16 protein-coding genes are annotated in these 14,085 nt (G+C 64.3%); 10 read left to right on the plus strand and 6 right to left on the minus strand.

Annotated features, from left to right (window positions below; genetic code table 11):
- Window position 1: 1 nt before the first annotated feature.
- On the minus strand, window positions 2-850 hold the full coding sequence (locus IP91_RS16365) for a spermine/spermidine synthase domain-containing protein (protein ID WP_145650138.1): 849 nt from the start codon (window positions 848-850) through the stop codon (window positions 2-4).
- 153 nt (window positions 851-1,003) lie between these two features.
- Window positions 1,004-1,513 (minus strand): glycine zipper 2TM domain-containing protein, encoded by a 510-nt coding sequence (locus IP91_RS16370; RefSeq protein ID WP_145650139.1) that lies wholly within the window; start codon window positions 1,511-1,513, stop codon window positions 1,004-1,006.
- Between the two features lie 291 nt (window positions 1,514-1,804).
- Between IP91_RS16370 and IP91_RS26475 the strand changes: the two genes are divergently transcribed.
- The 6 genes from IP91_RS26475 (at window position 1,805) to IP91_RS16400 (ending at window position 7,761) form a co-directional block, all read left to right on the plus strand.
- Window positions 1,805-2,443 (plus strand): barstar family protein, encoded by a 639-nt coding sequence (locus IP91_RS26475; RefSeq protein ID WP_229474532.1) that lies wholly within the window; start codon window positions 1,805-1,807, stop codon window positions 2,441-2,443.
- 70 nt (window positions 2,444-2,513) lie between these two features.
- Window positions 2,514-3,140 carry a phosphoribosylglycinamide formyltransferase gene (purN, locus tag IP91_RS16380; RefSeq protein WP_145650140.1) on the plus strand — a complete coding sequence of 209 codons (627 nt, stop codon included), beginning with the start codon at window positions 2,514-2,516 and terminating at the stop codon, window positions 3,138-3,140.
- A 43-nt stretch (window positions 3,141-3,183) separates the two neighbouring features.
- Window positions 3,184-4,485: an RsmB/NOP family class I SAM-dependent RNA methyltransferase gene (locus IP91_RS16385; RefSeq protein ID WP_145650141.1), complete on the plus strand. Its 1,302-nt coding sequence runs from the start codon at window positions 3,184-3,186 to the stop codon at window positions 4,483-4,485.
- Window positions 4,485-5,807 (plus strand): mechanosensitive ion channel family protein, encoded by a 1,323-nt coding sequence (locus IP91_RS16390; RefSeq protein WP_145650142.1) that lies wholly within the window; start codon window positions 4,485-4,487, stop codon window positions 5,805-5,807. Before IP91_RS16385 ends, IP91_RS16390 begins: the two co-directional genes overlap by 1 nt.
- A 165-nt stretch (window positions 5,808-5,972) precedes the next feature.
- Window positions 5,973-7,169: a DesA family fatty acid desaturase gene (locus IP91_RS16395; protein ID WP_145650143.1), complete on the plus strand. Its 1,197-nt coding sequence runs from the start codon at window positions 5,973-5,975 to the stop codon at window positions 7,167-7,169.
- Window positions 7,170-7,230: 61 nt separating this feature from the next.
- On the plus strand, window positions 7,231-7,761 hold the full coding sequence (locus IP91_RS16400; RefSeq protein ID WP_229474534.1) for a hypothetical protein: 531 nt from the start codon (window positions 7,231-7,233) through the stop codon (window positions 7,759-7,761).
- Between the two features lie 91 nt (window positions 7,762-7,852).
- Here the strand turns inward: IP91_RS16400 and IP91_RS16405 are convergent, their stop codons facing one another.
- Window positions 7,853-8,686, minus strand: a complete 834-nt coding sequence (locus IP91_RS16405) for a helix-turn-helix transcriptional regulator (protein WP_145650144.1) — start codon at window positions 8,684-8,686, stop codon at window positions 7,853-7,855.
- A gap of 95 nt (window positions 8,687-8,781) precedes the next feature.
- On the opposite strand from IP91_RS16405, the gene IP91_RS16410 reads away from it, so the two are divergent.
- Entirely contained in the window at window positions 8,782-9,654 is an 873-nt protein-coding gene (locus IP91_RS16410; protein ID WP_145650145.1) for an SDR family oxidoreductase, read from the plus strand.
- A gap of 238 nt (window positions 9,655-9,892) precedes the next feature.
- Here IP91_RS16410 and rpmG read toward each other — a convergent pair whose 3' ends face one another.
- The 3 genes from rpmG to radC all read right to left on the minus strand — a co-directional run bounded on the left by rpmG (window position 9,893) and on the right by radC (window position 11,202).
- Window positions 9,893-10,060, minus strand: a complete 168-nt coding sequence (gene rpmG, locus IP91_RS16415; protein ID WP_134384802.1) for a 50S ribosomal protein L33 — start codon at window positions 10,058-10,060, stop codon at window positions 9,893-9,895.
- A gap of 12 nt (window positions 10,061-10,072) precedes the next feature.
- A complete protein-coding gene (gene rpmB, locus IP91_RS16420) occupies window positions 10,073-10,309 on the minus strand; it encodes a 50S ribosomal protein L28 (protein WP_026637479.1) in 237 nt (78 codons plus the stop codon).
- A 218-nt stretch (window positions 10,310-10,527) separates the two neighbouring features.
- Window positions 10,528-11,202 (minus strand): RadC family protein, encoded by a 675-nt coding sequence (gene radC, locus IP91_RS16425; RefSeq protein WP_145650146.1) that lies wholly within the window; start codon window positions 11,200-11,202, stop codon window positions 10,528-10,530.
- A 164-nt stretch (window positions 11,203-11,366) separates the two neighbouring features.
- Here radC and IP91_RS16430 point away from each other — a divergent pair, with 164 nt between their 5' ends.
- The 3 genes from IP91_RS16430 to IP91_RS16440 all read left to right on the plus strand — a co-directional run bounded on the left by IP91_RS16430 (window position 11,367) and on the right by IP91_RS16440 (window position 14,085).
- Window positions 11,367-11,810, plus strand: coding sequence for an FKBP-type peptidyl-prolyl cis-trans isomerase (locus IP91_RS16430; RefSeq protein WP_145650147.1), 444 nt, complete (start codon window positions 11,367-11,369; stop codon window positions 11,808-11,810).
- Entirely contained in the window at window positions 11,810-12,778 is a 969-nt protein-coding gene (gene ispH / locus IP91_RS16435; RefSeq protein ID WP_145650148.1) for a 4-hydroxy-3-methylbut-2-enyl diphosphate reductase, read from the plus strand. The genes IP91_RS16430 and ispH overlap by 1 nt, the downstream gene beginning before the upstream one ends.
- Before the next feature lie 377 nt (window positions 12,779-13,155).
- Window positions 13,156-14,085, plus strand: a complete 930-nt coding sequence (locus IP91_RS16440) for a branched-chain amino acid ABC transporter permease (RefSeq protein ID WP_145650149.1) — start codon at window positions 13,156-13,158, stop codon at window positions 14,083-14,085.

Genomic DNA, 14,085 nt, shown 5'->3' on the forward strand with positions numbered 1-14,085 from the left:
GTCAGGTGCTTGCCGCCAGCAGGCCCTTGACCCAGGACTTCGCGGGCAGCTTCGTTTGCGCGACGATATCGACGGCACGCGCGCCCAGTGCCAGCGGGTCGATCGTGCGGCGGCGCTTGAACGCCAGCGCGACGACGTTGCCATCATGGACCTCGGGCAGGCTGACCACTTGCGGGAACGCGTATTTCATCGCCTTCAGGTTCTTCGCGTAGCTGGGATGGTCGCCGAACAGGTTCACCGTCATGATGCCATCGTCGTTCAGGCAGGCGGCGCAGGCCTCGTAGAACTCGGCCGAGTCGAGCACCGGGCCGCGCGCGGTGGCGTCGTACAGGTCCACCTGCAGCGCATCGAGCGTGCCGTGATTGGCGGGATCGTTGACGAAGTCCAGCGCATCCATCTCCAGTACCTGCAGGCGTGCGTCGTCCGGCGGCAGCTTGAACATCGACTGGCAGATGGCGATCACGTGCGGGTTCAGTTCCACCGCCGTCACGTGCGCTTCGGGGAACAGCTTGTAGCAGCACTTGGTCAGCGCCGCCGTGCCCAGGCCCAGCTGGGCGATGCGGCGCGGCGCGGCGTTCCACAGCATCCAGGCCATCATCTGCTGGGCGTATTCCAGTTCCGGCCAGTCCGGCTTGCGCAGGCGCATCGCACCCTGGACCCATTCGGTGCCGAAGTGCAGGTAGCGCACGCCCTCCTGTTCGGACAGCGTGACGGGCGCGAACTTCGGCTTGTAGGCAGTGGCCGGCTTGGACGGCGGCTTCGGCAGCGGCTTGGCGGTGACGCGGGCCGCAGGCTTGCTGGCGGGGCGCGACGACTCGACTTGTTCGATGGATTTACGTTTGATGAGCATGATGCGATCCGTTGACGCCTTCTTAATCGCCTATTATCCCGCGCCGCTTTGCCGTGAAGCAAGCGCGCAAATGAAAACTGCCGGCGCGAGGCCGGCAGTATCGGTACAGCAGATAAGCGGATCAGCGGATCAGCGTTGCAGCGGATCAGCGGATCAGCGTTGCAGCGGTTCCACCGACACGCGCAGGCGGATGTTTTCGCCCGGGTCGTAGTTCATGTAGCTGGTGTAGTTGCGGCCGCGGTAGTCGTACACGACTTCGTAGCCGGTGGTGCGGCTTTCCCAGCTGTCCACGGTGCGGCACTGTTTCACTGCCTGTTCCTGCACGCCCGGTGGCGGCGCGTTCTGGTTGTCGACGCGGTCGCCGACCACGGCACCGCCGATCGCACCGGCCACGGTGGCCGCGGTGCGGCCGCCGCCACTGCCGATCTGGCTGCCCAGCACGGCGCCGGCGATGCCGCCCAGGATCGAGCCGCCGGCGCTGCGCTGCTGCGGCTGCTGGACCTGCACGTATTCGGTACGGCATTCCTGGTGCGGGCGATTGACGCGTTCAACCTGCGGCGTGACGCGCACCACGCGGGCGGAATCCTCGAAATCGGCGGCCTGCACGGCCGGGAGAGAGCCGAGCAGCAGCGCCGAAACCATCAGTTTTGCTTGCAGCTTCATTTGGGTACCTCGATTTAAATGTGGTTTTTCTCAGTGTGACAGCAAGTGGGCCGGGCCTGCGCACGCAACCCCTCGCGTCTATGGTAACGCCGGCGCACCGCGCTTGATCCCGCTCATGGCAACAAAATGTAACCTGGAGAATGGCTGCCGTGGCCAGGGGATTGTCGGCAAAACATCTTAACGGGCGCTGAAAATGACCGCGTTTTAACAAATCTTGCGCGGGGAGCCACATTCAAGTTGATTCATGCTGGACAACACGTTACCCTTATAGCCTAGGGATCGAATTGTCGTATGGAAATGGTCTGGTTCGGTATAAGAGCACAGATGCCAACGGCGATGGAACCAGAAGCATTGACGCAACGCTGCCGGCGCAGTGACCCGCCCGCAGCCAGTGCCGTCGACATCGAACAGGATTCGGCACGCAAACAGGGAGACCCTCGAAAACCGTCGCGCCGCGGCGCCTTGCACGGAACCTGCAGCCCGAACGGCGCATGGATTTTCGGGCATCCCATAGGTCGATTTGAGGGAAAAATGAGTTTGTTCTTAACCGTGCCGCCCCACCTCGTTCAGTCCATCAGGGCCTTTCGTGTCGCTGAGCTGCAAGAGGAGGCCGGCCGCCTGGGCCAGCATTTTCTGTATGCGCATTGCAACGCGGGCCTGACCAAGCAGCAGGTGCTGGGCATCATCGCGGAATCGTTCCGGTTTCCCAAGCCCTGCGGCAAGAACTTCGACGCGCTGCGCACCACGCTGACGGAAACGCTGGCCAATGCCGGCGAGCAGCCGGGCTTCGTGATCGTGCTGGAACAGCTGCCGAATACCCAGAAATTCGACCGCGAAGCGCGCGAAACGCTGCTGGACGTGTTCCGCGATGCGGCCGATTACTGGGCCGAGAAGAAAGTGCCGTTCCGCGTCTTCTATTCGTTCGAATAAGCCCCATCGGCCCCGCGGAGGCGGCCGGCATTTGGTGGGCTGACCGGCCGCTGCGGTTACAATGTCGGCCATGAAAAATATCGTCATCCTGATTTCCGGCCGCGGCAGCAATATGGAAGCGGTCGTGCGGGCCGCCGAGGCCGAGCAGTGGCCGGCGCGGATCGCCGCCGTCATCAGCAACCGTGCCGATGCCAAGGGGCTGGACTTCGCGGCATCCCGCGGCATTCCCACCGCGGTGGTGGCGAACAAGGAATACCCCACGCGCGAAGCCTTCGACGCGGCACTGCAGACCGTGATCGACGGTTTCGCGCCGGATCTGGTGGTGCTGGCCGGTTTCATGCGCATCCTCACGCCCGCGTTCGTGGAACATTATGCGAACCGCATGCTGAACATCCACCCGTCGCTGCTGCCCCTGTTCCCCGGGCTGCACACGCACGAGGCGGCGATCGCGGCGGGCCACGCGCAGCATGGCGCCACCGTGCATTTCGTGACGGCCGAGCTGGACCATGGCCCGATCGTGAACCAGGCCAGCGTGCCGATCCTGCCGGGCGACACGCCCGACACGCTGTCGGCCCGCCTCTTGGTCGAAGAACACAAGCTGTACCCGCGCGCCATCCGCTGGTTCATCGAAGATAAACTTACCGTCGAACATGGACGGGTCATTACACCGGATCACCCGGCCGGCACACCGCTGTAGCACGCGGTCCGGCCGTTCGGTCTTATTCATCACCAGGATTCCCATGAGATTGCCTCCAGCAGTACTCGCCAGCACCGAAGAAGTGCTGCGCGAGATCTTGCGCTTTACCGCGCCCGCCGACACCACCCTGTCGCGCTACTTCAAGGACCACCCCCGCCTCGGCGGACGCGAGCGCGGCGCCATCGCCGAGTGCGTGTACGCGGTGCTCCGTAACAAGAACTTCTTCACCGAATTCTCCGAGCCGAACGGCGGCGCCACGATGCGCCGCTTGATGCTGCTGGGCATGGCCGACACGGTAGGCGTGGACGCGCTGCCGGGCCTGACGCCGGACGAGCTGGAGTGGGTGACGCGCATGACGGCCATCGACCGCTCGCTGCTGCACAAGTCGCTGCGCACGAACATGCCGAAATGGCTGTGGGACAAGCTGGTCGAGCAGTATGGCGAGGAAGAAGCCCTGCAGCTGACCGATGCGCTGAACGCACCGGCCCCGCTGGACCTGCGCGTCAATGCATTGAAGGCGGACCGCGACAAGGTCATCGCCCAGCTGGCCGAAGCGCCGATCACGGCCAAGGCCACGCCGTATTCGCCGATGGGCCTGCGCGTGCTGCGCAAACCCCAGCTGCAGAACCTGCCGCTGTTCAAGGAAGGCGCCATCGAGGTGCAGGACGAGGGCAGCCAGGTGCTGGCCCAGATCCTCGGTGCGCGCCGCGGCGAGATGGTGGTGGACTTCTGCGCCGGTGCCGGCGGCAAGACGCTGGCGCTGGGTGCGCAGATGCGCAACACGGGCCGCCTGTACGCCTTCGACGTGTCCGAGAAACGCCTGGCCAAGCTGAAGCCGCGCCTGGCCCGCTCCGGCCTGTCGAACGTGCATCCGGTCGCCATCGCGCACGAGCGTGACGCCAAGATCAAGCGCCTGGCCGGCAAGATCGACCGCGTGCTGGTCGATGCGCCGTGTTCGGGCATGGGCACGCTGCGCCGCAATCCGGACGTAAAGTGGCGCCAGCCGGAAGGCGCCATCGCCGAGATGCACGAGAAGCAGGTCGCGATCCTGGACGGCGCCGCCCGCCTGGTGAAGAGCGGCGGCCGCCTGGTGTACGCCACCTGCAGCCTGCTGAAGGAAGAAAACGATGCGGTGGCCGAGCAGTTCATTGCCTCGCACGCCGACTTCCAGCTGGTGCCGATGAGCCAGGTGCTGGCGGAACAGAAGATCGACCTGGAGATGGGCGACTACCTGAAACTGCTGCCGCACAAGCACCAGACGGACGGCTTCTTTGCCGCCGTGTTCGAACGCAAGCCGATGGCCAAGGCCGCCGCCGCCGAGTCCGACGACAGCGCCGAGGCCTGATGAAGCAGATTCCCCTGTCCGCACTGCTGAACGACCTGCTGGGCGACCTGCGCGACCCCGGCCTGCTGTGGCAGTTGGGCGCGCTGGTGCTGTGCATCGTGCTGGGCTGGGGGATTTCGCGGCTGCTGCGCGCGCAACTGGCGCGGCGCCAGGCCGCAGGGCAGGGCGCCGCCGCCCGCTTCGGCGTGGAAAGCTTCGGGCGCGTGATCGGGCCGCTGGCCATCGTCTGCCTGCTGGCGATCGCGCAGGAGGTGCTGCGGCGCTGGTACCACGTCAACCTGCTGAAGGTGGCCCTGCCCATCTTCGGTTCGCTGGCCGTGATCCGTTTCGTGTTCTACCTGCTACGGCGCGTGTTCGCGCGGCGCGGCGAGGTGGGCGCGGCCATGCTCACGTTCGAGAAGATCTTCCAGGTGATCGTCTGGGCCGTCGTGGTGCTGTACATCACCGGCTTCTGGGACGATATCTATCACTACCTCGATTCCATTGTCATCCGCCTCGGCAAGAACAAGGTGACGGCGGCCGAGATCGGCCAGGGCATCGTGTCCGTCGTCATCACGCTGGTGCTGGCGATGTGGGCCGGCGCGGCGCTGGAAGAGCGCCTGATGACGGTCGACACGCTGAACTCCAACCTGCGCGTGGTGCTGGCGCGGGTGGGCCGCGCGCTGCTGATCATCGTGGCGATCCTGTTCAGCCTGAACATGGTGGGCATCGATCTGACCGTGCTGTCCGTGTTCGGCGGCGCGCTCGGTGTCGGCCTCGGCTTCGGCCTGCAGAAGATCGCCAGCAATTACGTGTCCGGCTTCATCATCCTGCTGGACCGCAGCCTGGCCATCGGCGACATGATCACGGTCGACAAGTACACCGGCCGGGTGGCGCGCATCAACACGCGCTACACGGTGCTGCAGGGGCTCGACGGGGTAGAGGCGATCGTGCCGAACGAGATGCTGGTCTCGGGCGCCGTGCAGAACACCACGCTGTCGAACAAGCAGGTGTGGATCGGTACCAAGGTCTCGGTGTCGTACGACACGGACCTGGATTTCGTGCTGAAGCTGCTGGAAGACGCGACCGCCGCCGTGCCGCGCGTGCTGCAGGAAAAGCCGCCGGGCGCCACGCTGCTCAGCTTCGGTGCCGACGGGCTCGAACTGCAGGTGGGCTTCTGGATCGGCGATCCGGAAAACGGCCGCGGCGGCGTCACGTCGGACGTCAACCGGGCCATCTGGAAAGCCCTGAAAGACAACCGGATCTCGGTGCCGTTCCCGCAGCGGGAAATGCGTATTGTCGGAACATTACCGATCCCCGAAATACCACAAAACAATCCGTGACGGGCCATGGTTTCCGGTTGAATCCGCGTACAATGTGATGTTGCACCGCGTAGTGACTACATGCTTCTGTGTAACTTGGCAGATGCATCACAGCAGTGCAGTGAAGCAGAGTAACAGCTGTTGCGTACATTCCCGCGCGATAGGGAATCACTTTCTTGAAATGGATTGAGCTTGAACGCTGTATTGGAATTCCTGACGCATGGCCTCACCGGCTTGTCGAACTGGCAAACCGTCATCTACACGCTGATCGTTACCCACATCACGATCGCCGCCGTCACGATCTACCTGCACCGGCACCAGGCGCACCGCGCCCTGGAACTGCACGCGATCCCGAGCCACTTCTTCCGCTTCTGGCTGTGGCTGACCACGGGCCAGGTCACGAAGGAATGGGCTGCCATCCACCGCAAGCACCACGCCAAGTGCGATACCGAAGAGGATCCGCACAGCCCCGTCACGCGCGGCATCAAGAAGGTGTTCTGGGAAGGCGCCGAGCTGTACCGCGCCGAATCGAAAAACCAGGAAACCATGGCCAAGTACGGCCACGGCACGCCGGACGACTGGATCGAACGCAACCTGTACACGAAGTACAGCTGGCAGGGCGTGGCGCTGCTGCTGATCGTCAACGTGATGCTGTTCGGCGCCAAGGGCATCACCGTGTGGGCCGTGCAGATGCTGTGGATTCCCGTCACCGCCGCCGGCATCATCAACGGCATCGGTCACTACTGGGGCTACCGCAACTTCGACTGCAGCGATGCGGCCACCAACATCATCCCGTGGGGCATCCTGATCGGTGGTGAAGAGCTGCACAACAACCACCACACGTATGCCACGTCGGCCAAGCTGTCGTCCAAGTGGTACGAGTTCGACATCGGCTGGGGCTATATCCGCATGATGGAAATGGTGGGCCTGGCCAAGGTGAAGAAGATGCCGCCGAAGCCGAAGTTCGCCGACAACAAGGCGCATGCCGACCTGGACACGCTGCATGCCGTGATCGCCAACCGCTATGACGTGATGGCGAAGTACGCGAAATCGGTGAAGCACGCCTGGAAAGAAGAAGTGGCGCACCTGAAGGACAAGGCGCAGCTGGGCGACGGCTTCCTGAAGTCGAGCCGCAAGCTGATGCAGAGCGAGCCGGCCAAGCTGGGCGCACCGCAGCAGCAGCAGCTGGTCGAGCTGTTCCAGCACAGCAAGGCGCTGGAGACGATGCACACGATGCGCGTGGAACTGGGCGTGATCTGGGAACGTTCGCACTTCACCCGCGAAGAACTGGTGCACAAGCTGCAGGACTGGTGCCAGCGTGCCGAAGCCTCCGGCATCAAGGCATTGCAGGAGTTCTCCCTGCGCCTGCGCAGTTACGCCTGATGCTTCGATAAGTAGTTACAATGAAAACGGCCCTGCGGGGCCGTTTTGTTTTGGAGACGACATGAAACGACTTTATACCGCGGCGCCGCTTCTACTTCTGCTGCTGCTGCTGCTGCTGCTGTCGATGGCAGGCAGCGCGCTGGCCGAGGACTGGACGGTGCGCGCCGACGGTGTCGGGCCTTTGAGGGTGGGCATGGACTTCGACACCGTCAACCGCGTGCTGGACGACCACCTGCAGCGCGCGCCGCTGGCCCTGCAGGGCAGCCGCGCCTGCTTCTACGTGTCGCCCGCCGCGGAACCGCGCGTGGGCCTGATGTTCGTGAAGGATGTGCTGCAGCGGGTCGATGTGCAGGAAACCGGCGTGGCTTCCGACCGCGGCATCCGCGTGGGCGATCCGGTGGCCGACGTGGCGCAGCGCTATGGCGACGCACTGCACACCGCGCCCAGCGTCGAGAATCCGGCCGAGAAATACCTGACGGTGCCCAGCGCCGACAGCCGCCACGCCATCCGCTTCGAGACGCGGCAGGGCACGGTCGCCACCTTCTACGCGGGCGCCTGGGAGCAGGTGCAGTACGTGGAAGGTTGCCAATAAGTGGGGACAATAAATGGGGACAGACCCCATTTTTTAGGCAATCTTTCCAATAAAATGGGGACAGACCCCATTTTTCAGGCAATTTTTCCGGCTAAGTTTCCAGGGCCAGCAGCGCTCTGATGCGCTGGGTATCGGCCGGCGTGGCGGGGTTGTAGACGATCATGCCCAGGTCGGGCCGGCCGTCCACCGTGAACGCCGAGTAGTCGAAGGACAGCACGCCATCGCCATGGCGCAGCTGCTTGACGCCTTCACCCCAGTTGCGCACCGTGCTGTCGCGCCAGAATGCCTCGAATTCCGGGCTGGTACGGCGCATCTCGTCGACGAAGGCATCCACCGCCGGCGTGGACCCCAGCCGGGCCGCATCGGCGCGGAACACGGCAACCACGAAGCGCGCCACCGCTTCCCAGTCCACCTGCCGGGCCCGCGTGTGCGGGTTGGTGAAGATGAGCCGCACGATATTGCGCTGCGCCGGCGGCAGCAGCGAATAATCCGTCAGCAGCCGCGCCGCGGCGCGGTTCCAGGCCACCACATCCCACATCATCGTCCGCACGATCGCCGGGCTGTATTCGAAGGCATCCAGCACGCGTTGCAGGCGCGGCGAGACGGCTGCCGCGGCCTGGTAGCGCACGTCGGGCGGGCGGCCCAAGCCCAGCAGGAAGGCGTGCTCGCGTTCGGCATCCGTCAGCAGCAGGGCGGTGGCAATGCGGTCCAGCACGGCTGCCGACGGAGCACCGCCGCGCCCCTGTTCCAGCCAGGTGTACCAGGTGGTGCTGATGCTGGCGCGCTGCGCCACTTCCTCGCGGCGCAAGCCCGGCGTGCGGCGGCGCGTGGAGGTGAGCCCCAGTGCCGCCGGGTCGAGGGCGGTACGGCGGCGCTTCAGGTAGGCGCCGAGGCGGGTTTCGTTGGGGATGACGGCGATGTCCATGGAGGCAGGTGGTCGTTATACCGGGATAATATCACTGCTTTACCTGGGTAAGCGGAGCGTGGACACTGGCCTTCTGTTCAACGGAGGGTGATTCCATGCGTGTATTTGTTACCGGAGCGACGGGCTTCGTCGGCTCCGCCATTGTCAAGGAACTGCTGGGTGCGGGGCATGAAGTCCGCGGCCTGGTGCGTTCCGAAGAAGCCGCCACAGCGCTCTCGCGCACCGGCGCCGAAACGTATCGCGGCAGGCTGGAGGATTTGGATGGCTTGCGGCGCGGCGTCGAAGGTGTCGATGCCGTCATCCACACGGCGTTCAACCATGACTTTTCCCGCTTCGCCGACAGCTGCGCGGAGGATGCACGCGTCATCGCAGGACTGGGCGTGGCGCTGGAAGGGCGGCCGCTGATCGTCACCTCCGGCCTGGCACGTCTGGCGCAGGGTCGGCCCGCCACCGAGGACGATGCGCCGGCGCCGGGCTTTCCGCGCCAGTCGGAAGCGGCCGCGGCGGCGGTGCGGGCCGAGAGTGGGAAGGCCTGGGTGATGCGGCTCCCGCCGTCCGTGCACGGTACCGGCGACCACGGCTTCGTACCGATGCTGATCGACGTGGCGCGGCGCACGGGTGTCTCCGCGTTTGTCGGCGATGGCGGCAATCTGTGGTCTTCCACGCACCGGTTCGATGTCGCGCGGGCGTATCGGCTGGCGGTGGAGAGCGGTGGCAGCGGGCCGTGGCATGCGGTGGCGGAAGAGGGCATTGCGTTCCGGGACATTGCCGCCGCCATCGGGCGCGGGCTGGGTCTGCCGGTAAAGGCGCTGGCCAAAGAAGAAGCGGCTGCGCACTTCGGCTGGCTGGCCCATTTCGTCGCAGACGACATGGGAGCGTCGAGTGCCAGGACGCAGGCGGCGCTGGGCTGGGTGCCGGAGCAGGTGGGGCTGTTGCGGGACATCGACGAGGGCGGGTATTTCGGGTAGTAGCGAGGCAGGCCCGGCATGGTGCAGACAAGTGCCGGGTCAGCATGCGGCGAGGCATCGCGGAATGTTTCCTAAAAACGGGGACTGTCCCCAATTTTTGGCAATATTTCCTAAAACGGGGGACAGTCCCCTTTTTTTGCTTTTTTTGGAAATAGTTTCCTGAAAAATGGGGTCCGTCCCCATTTTTTGGGCAATAAAAAACCGCTCCGAGGAGCGGTTTTTCGTGGAACGCGATCAATTACTTGATCTTCGTTTCCTTGTAAGCCACGTGCTTGCGGGCTTTGGGATCGAACTTCATGATCTCCATCTTGCCCGGCATCGTGCGCTTGTTCTTGGTCGTGGTGTAGAAGTGACCCGTGCCAGCGGTCGATTCCAGCTTGATTTTGTCGCGGCCAGTTTTTGCCATGATAGCTCCCTATTAGACTTTTTCGCCGCGTGCGCGCATGTCAGTCAGGACGGCGTCGATGCCGACCTTGTCGATCACGCGCAGGCCGGCGTTGGACAGACGCAGGGAGACCCAGCGGTTTTCAGATTCGACGAAGATGCGGCGGTTCTGCAGGTTCGGCAGGAAACGGCGCTTCGTTTTGTTGTTTGCATGGGAAACGTTGTTGCCGACCATCGGCTTCTTCCCAGTGACTTGGCAAACACGTGCCATGGTGCACTCCTTAGATAACTTCCAAAATTGGAAAAACAGGAGTGTAGCGAAAAAACTGAGGTTTTTCAATCACTTGGGAAAAACAATTGTGTCACGAAGTCGAGAAATAATTTAACATTATGCGACATGAAGCGAAATCAGTTTGTGGCCACGAGCGGAAGTCCTTGATCTGTATAGGTAAACCGGCGCATATCTGAAAAGCGCCCACACCTGAAATGTCACATCTGCCCGTGCTCGGCAAACGAATGCACGCGATGTCCCGCCACCACGAAATGGTCGAGGATGCGGATATCGACCAGCGCCAGCGCCTGGACCAGCGAGCGGGTGAGCAGTAAATCGGCCTCGCTGGGCTCCGGCGTGCCGGACGGGTGGTTGTGGGCCAGCATCACGCTGGCGGCATTGCGCTCCAGTGCCTCGCGCACCACTTCGCGGGGATACACGCTGGTGTGCGTGAGCGTGCCGCGGAACAGCTCGCGCGCCGTGATCAGCCGGTTCCTGACGTCCAGGAACAACACATGGAACGATTCGTACGGCCGGCCCGCCATCGCGAGGCGCAGGTAATCCTTGGCCGCCTGTGGCGAACAGATCGCCTGTCCTGAAATCATCTCGTCGCCGATCGCGCGGCGCGCCAGTTCGATGACGGCGTTCAGCTGCGCATACTTGGCCGGCCCCAAGCCCGGCACGCGGGTGAATTCGCGGACGTTGGCGCGCAGCAGCGCCTGCAGCGAGCCGAAATGCCGCACCAGGTCGCCGGCCAGCTCGACGGCGTTCTTGCCGCGCAGCCCCACGCGCAGGAAGACGGCCAGCAGTTCCGCATCCGACAGGGCCTGCGCGCCTTCGCGGATCAGCCGCTCGCGCGGGCGCTGGTGGGCCGGCCATTCCGAAATGCTCATCTTGCCTCCTGGTCGTGTGGGAATCACGGGGTGGAGGTTCATTATGGAGCGGGCCCGGCGCCCGGTACTGATGTGCTTCCAGCGGGCGGCGGGCGGGCCGCAATCAGCCGCCGCGCGCCAAGCTGGCTTACAATACCGGTTTGCCCAACCGGCCCTGCCACATCATGTCGAACGTCGTTACCTCTTCCGCTTATCTCACGCTGCATTACCGTCTGGCCCAGCTCGACGGCACGGACATCGTTTCCACTTTCGGCGGCAACCCTGCCACGCTGATGCTGGGACAAGGACAACTGGCACCGGTGCTGGAAGAGCTGCTGCTCGGCCTGCCGGAAGGCACGCAGAAGGCCTTCGACCTGGCAGCGGGCGTGGCGTTCGGCCCGCGCAATCCGGAGCTGATCCGTCCCGTCACGCGCGCCACGCTGGACGAGAACTCGGTGCCCGGCGCCGAATACCGCGTGGGCGACCTGGTGGACTTCGCGGCGCCCGGCGGCGGCCGCTTTTCCGGCATCCTGCGCGAGCTGCATGACGATGCCGCCCTCTTCGACTTCAACCACCCGCTGGCCGGCCAGCCGGTGCGCTTCGAAGTCAACCTGATCTCGGTGCTGTGATGACAATCGCCATCCAACAAACCTCGCTCGCCTCGATCGACGCCGACAAGGAAATCCTGCTGGCCCAGCCGCGCGGCTTCTGCGCCGGCGTGGACCGCGCCATCGAGATCGTCGAGCGCGCCTTGAAGCAGTTCGGCGCGCCGATCTACGTGCGCCACGAAATCGTTCACAACGCCTATGTGGTGGCCGACCTGCGCGCCAAGGGCGCCATCTTCATCGAGGAACTGGACGATGTCCCGGCCGGCAACACGCTGGTGTTCTCGGCGCACGGTGTCTCGAAGGCAGTGCGGGCCGAGGCGGAAGCGCGCGGCCTGTCGATCTTCGATGCCACCTGCCCGCTGGTCACCAAGGTGCACGTGGAAGTGGCCAAGATGCGCAAGGCCGGTTGCGAGATCATCATGATCGGTCACGATGGCCACCCGGAAGTGGAAGGCACCATGGGCCAGGCGGAAGAGGGCATGCACCTGGTGGAAACCCTGGAGGACGTGGCCAACCTGCAGGTGAGCAATCCCGAACAGCTGGCCTACGTGTCGCAGACCACGCTGTCGGTCGACGACACGGCGGAAATCATCGCCGCCCTGAAGGCGCGCTTCCCGGCCGTGCAGGAGCCGAAGAAGGGCGACATCTGCTACGCCACCACCAACCGCCAGGAAGCCGTCAAGTTCATGGCGCCGCAGGTGGAAGTGGTGATCGTCGTCGGCAGCCCGAACAGCTCGAACTCGAACCGCCTGCGCGAAGTGGCGCGCAAGATGGGCACCCCGGCCTACATGGTGGACAACGCCGACCAGATCGACCCGACCTGGCTCGATGGCCACCAGCGCATCGGCGTCACGGCCGGCGCCTCGGCACCGGAAGTGCTGGTGCAGGCCGTCATCGACCGCCTGAAGGCCCTGGGCGCGAAGAGCGTGCGCCCGCTGGAAGGCGTGGAAGAGCACGTGACGTTCCCCCTGCCGAAGGGCCTGGCCTGACCGTTCGATCTGAACATTATTTTGTGTATTCACCATTATTCCGTGCGCCGTTTGCTGCGCGAGTCGTTATGATGGAGGGCGCACAGGATTAGGCGAATCCATCCGAACGTTGGCCGACCAGACTATGTTTGGCGCCCTGTCGGATGGAAACGAACCATAGTAGGATGCTGGCCGTTGTCAAAAGCGACGCCACATCCGGCAGTGTCTGGCAAGGTCGGATTGTCGAGCCCGTGTCCTGGTGCCTGGCACCAGGACACGGGCTCGACCGTAATCGGATTCGATCGGATTCAATCGGCATCATGCGGCGGCACTGCGGGACGAACTCCCGGGTGCCGTTTTTGTTACGCGCCGGCGCAGGCCGGCCCAGAAGGGGAGTGATGGATACCTTTATCCAACAAATCATCAACGGGCTCGTGCTCGGCAGCATGTATGCGCTCGTCGCGCTCGGGTACACGATGGTGTACGGCGTGCTGAACCTGATCAACTTCGCCCACGGTGACGTGCTGATGATCGGTGCGATGGCCGGCCTCACGATCCTGAACCTCCTCGGTGCCCACTTCCCCGAAATGAATGGCTGGCTGCAGCTGGCCCTGGCCATCGCCGGCGCGATTCCCGTCTGCATGGTCGTCAACGTGCTGATCGAACGCATCGCCTACCGCCGCCTGCGCAACGCACCACGCCTGGCGCCGCTGATCACGGCGATCGGCATGTCGATCCTGCTGCAGACCTTCGCGATGATGATCTGGGGCCGCAACCCGCTGCCGTTCCCGCAGCTGCTGTCGGCCGAGCCGATCGCCGTGGGCGGCGCCGTCATCAGCATCACGCAGATCCTGCTGCTGGCCCTGGCCGCGCTGTCGATGTGCGCGCTGGTGCTGCTGGTGGAAAAAACCAAGATGGGCCGCGCCATGCGCGCCGTCGCCGAGAACCCCCGCGTCGCCGGCCTGATGGGCGTCGATTCGAACCGCGTGATCGTCTACACCTTCGCCATCGGTGCGGCACTGGCCGCCGTGGCCGGCGTGATGTGGGGCGCGAACTACGCGTCGATCCAGTTCGCGATGGGCACGATCCCCGGCCTGAAGGCGTTCTGCGCCGCGGTGCTGGGCGGCATCGGCAATATCTATGGCGCGATGATCGGCGGGATCGTCCTCGGCATCATCGAAAGCCTGGGCGCCGGCTACATCGGCGACCTGACGGGCGGCTTCCTCGGCAGCCATTACCAGGACATCTTCGCGTTCGTCGTGCTGATCCTCGTGCTGACGGTGCGTCCGTCCGGCATCATGGGCGAGCGCGTGGCCGACCGCGCCTGA

Source organism: Pseudoduganella lurida (assembly GCF_007830455.1).
GTDB lineage: Bacteria > Pseudomonadota > Gammaproteobacteria > Burkholderiales > Burkholderiaceae_D > Rugamonas > Rugamonas lurida.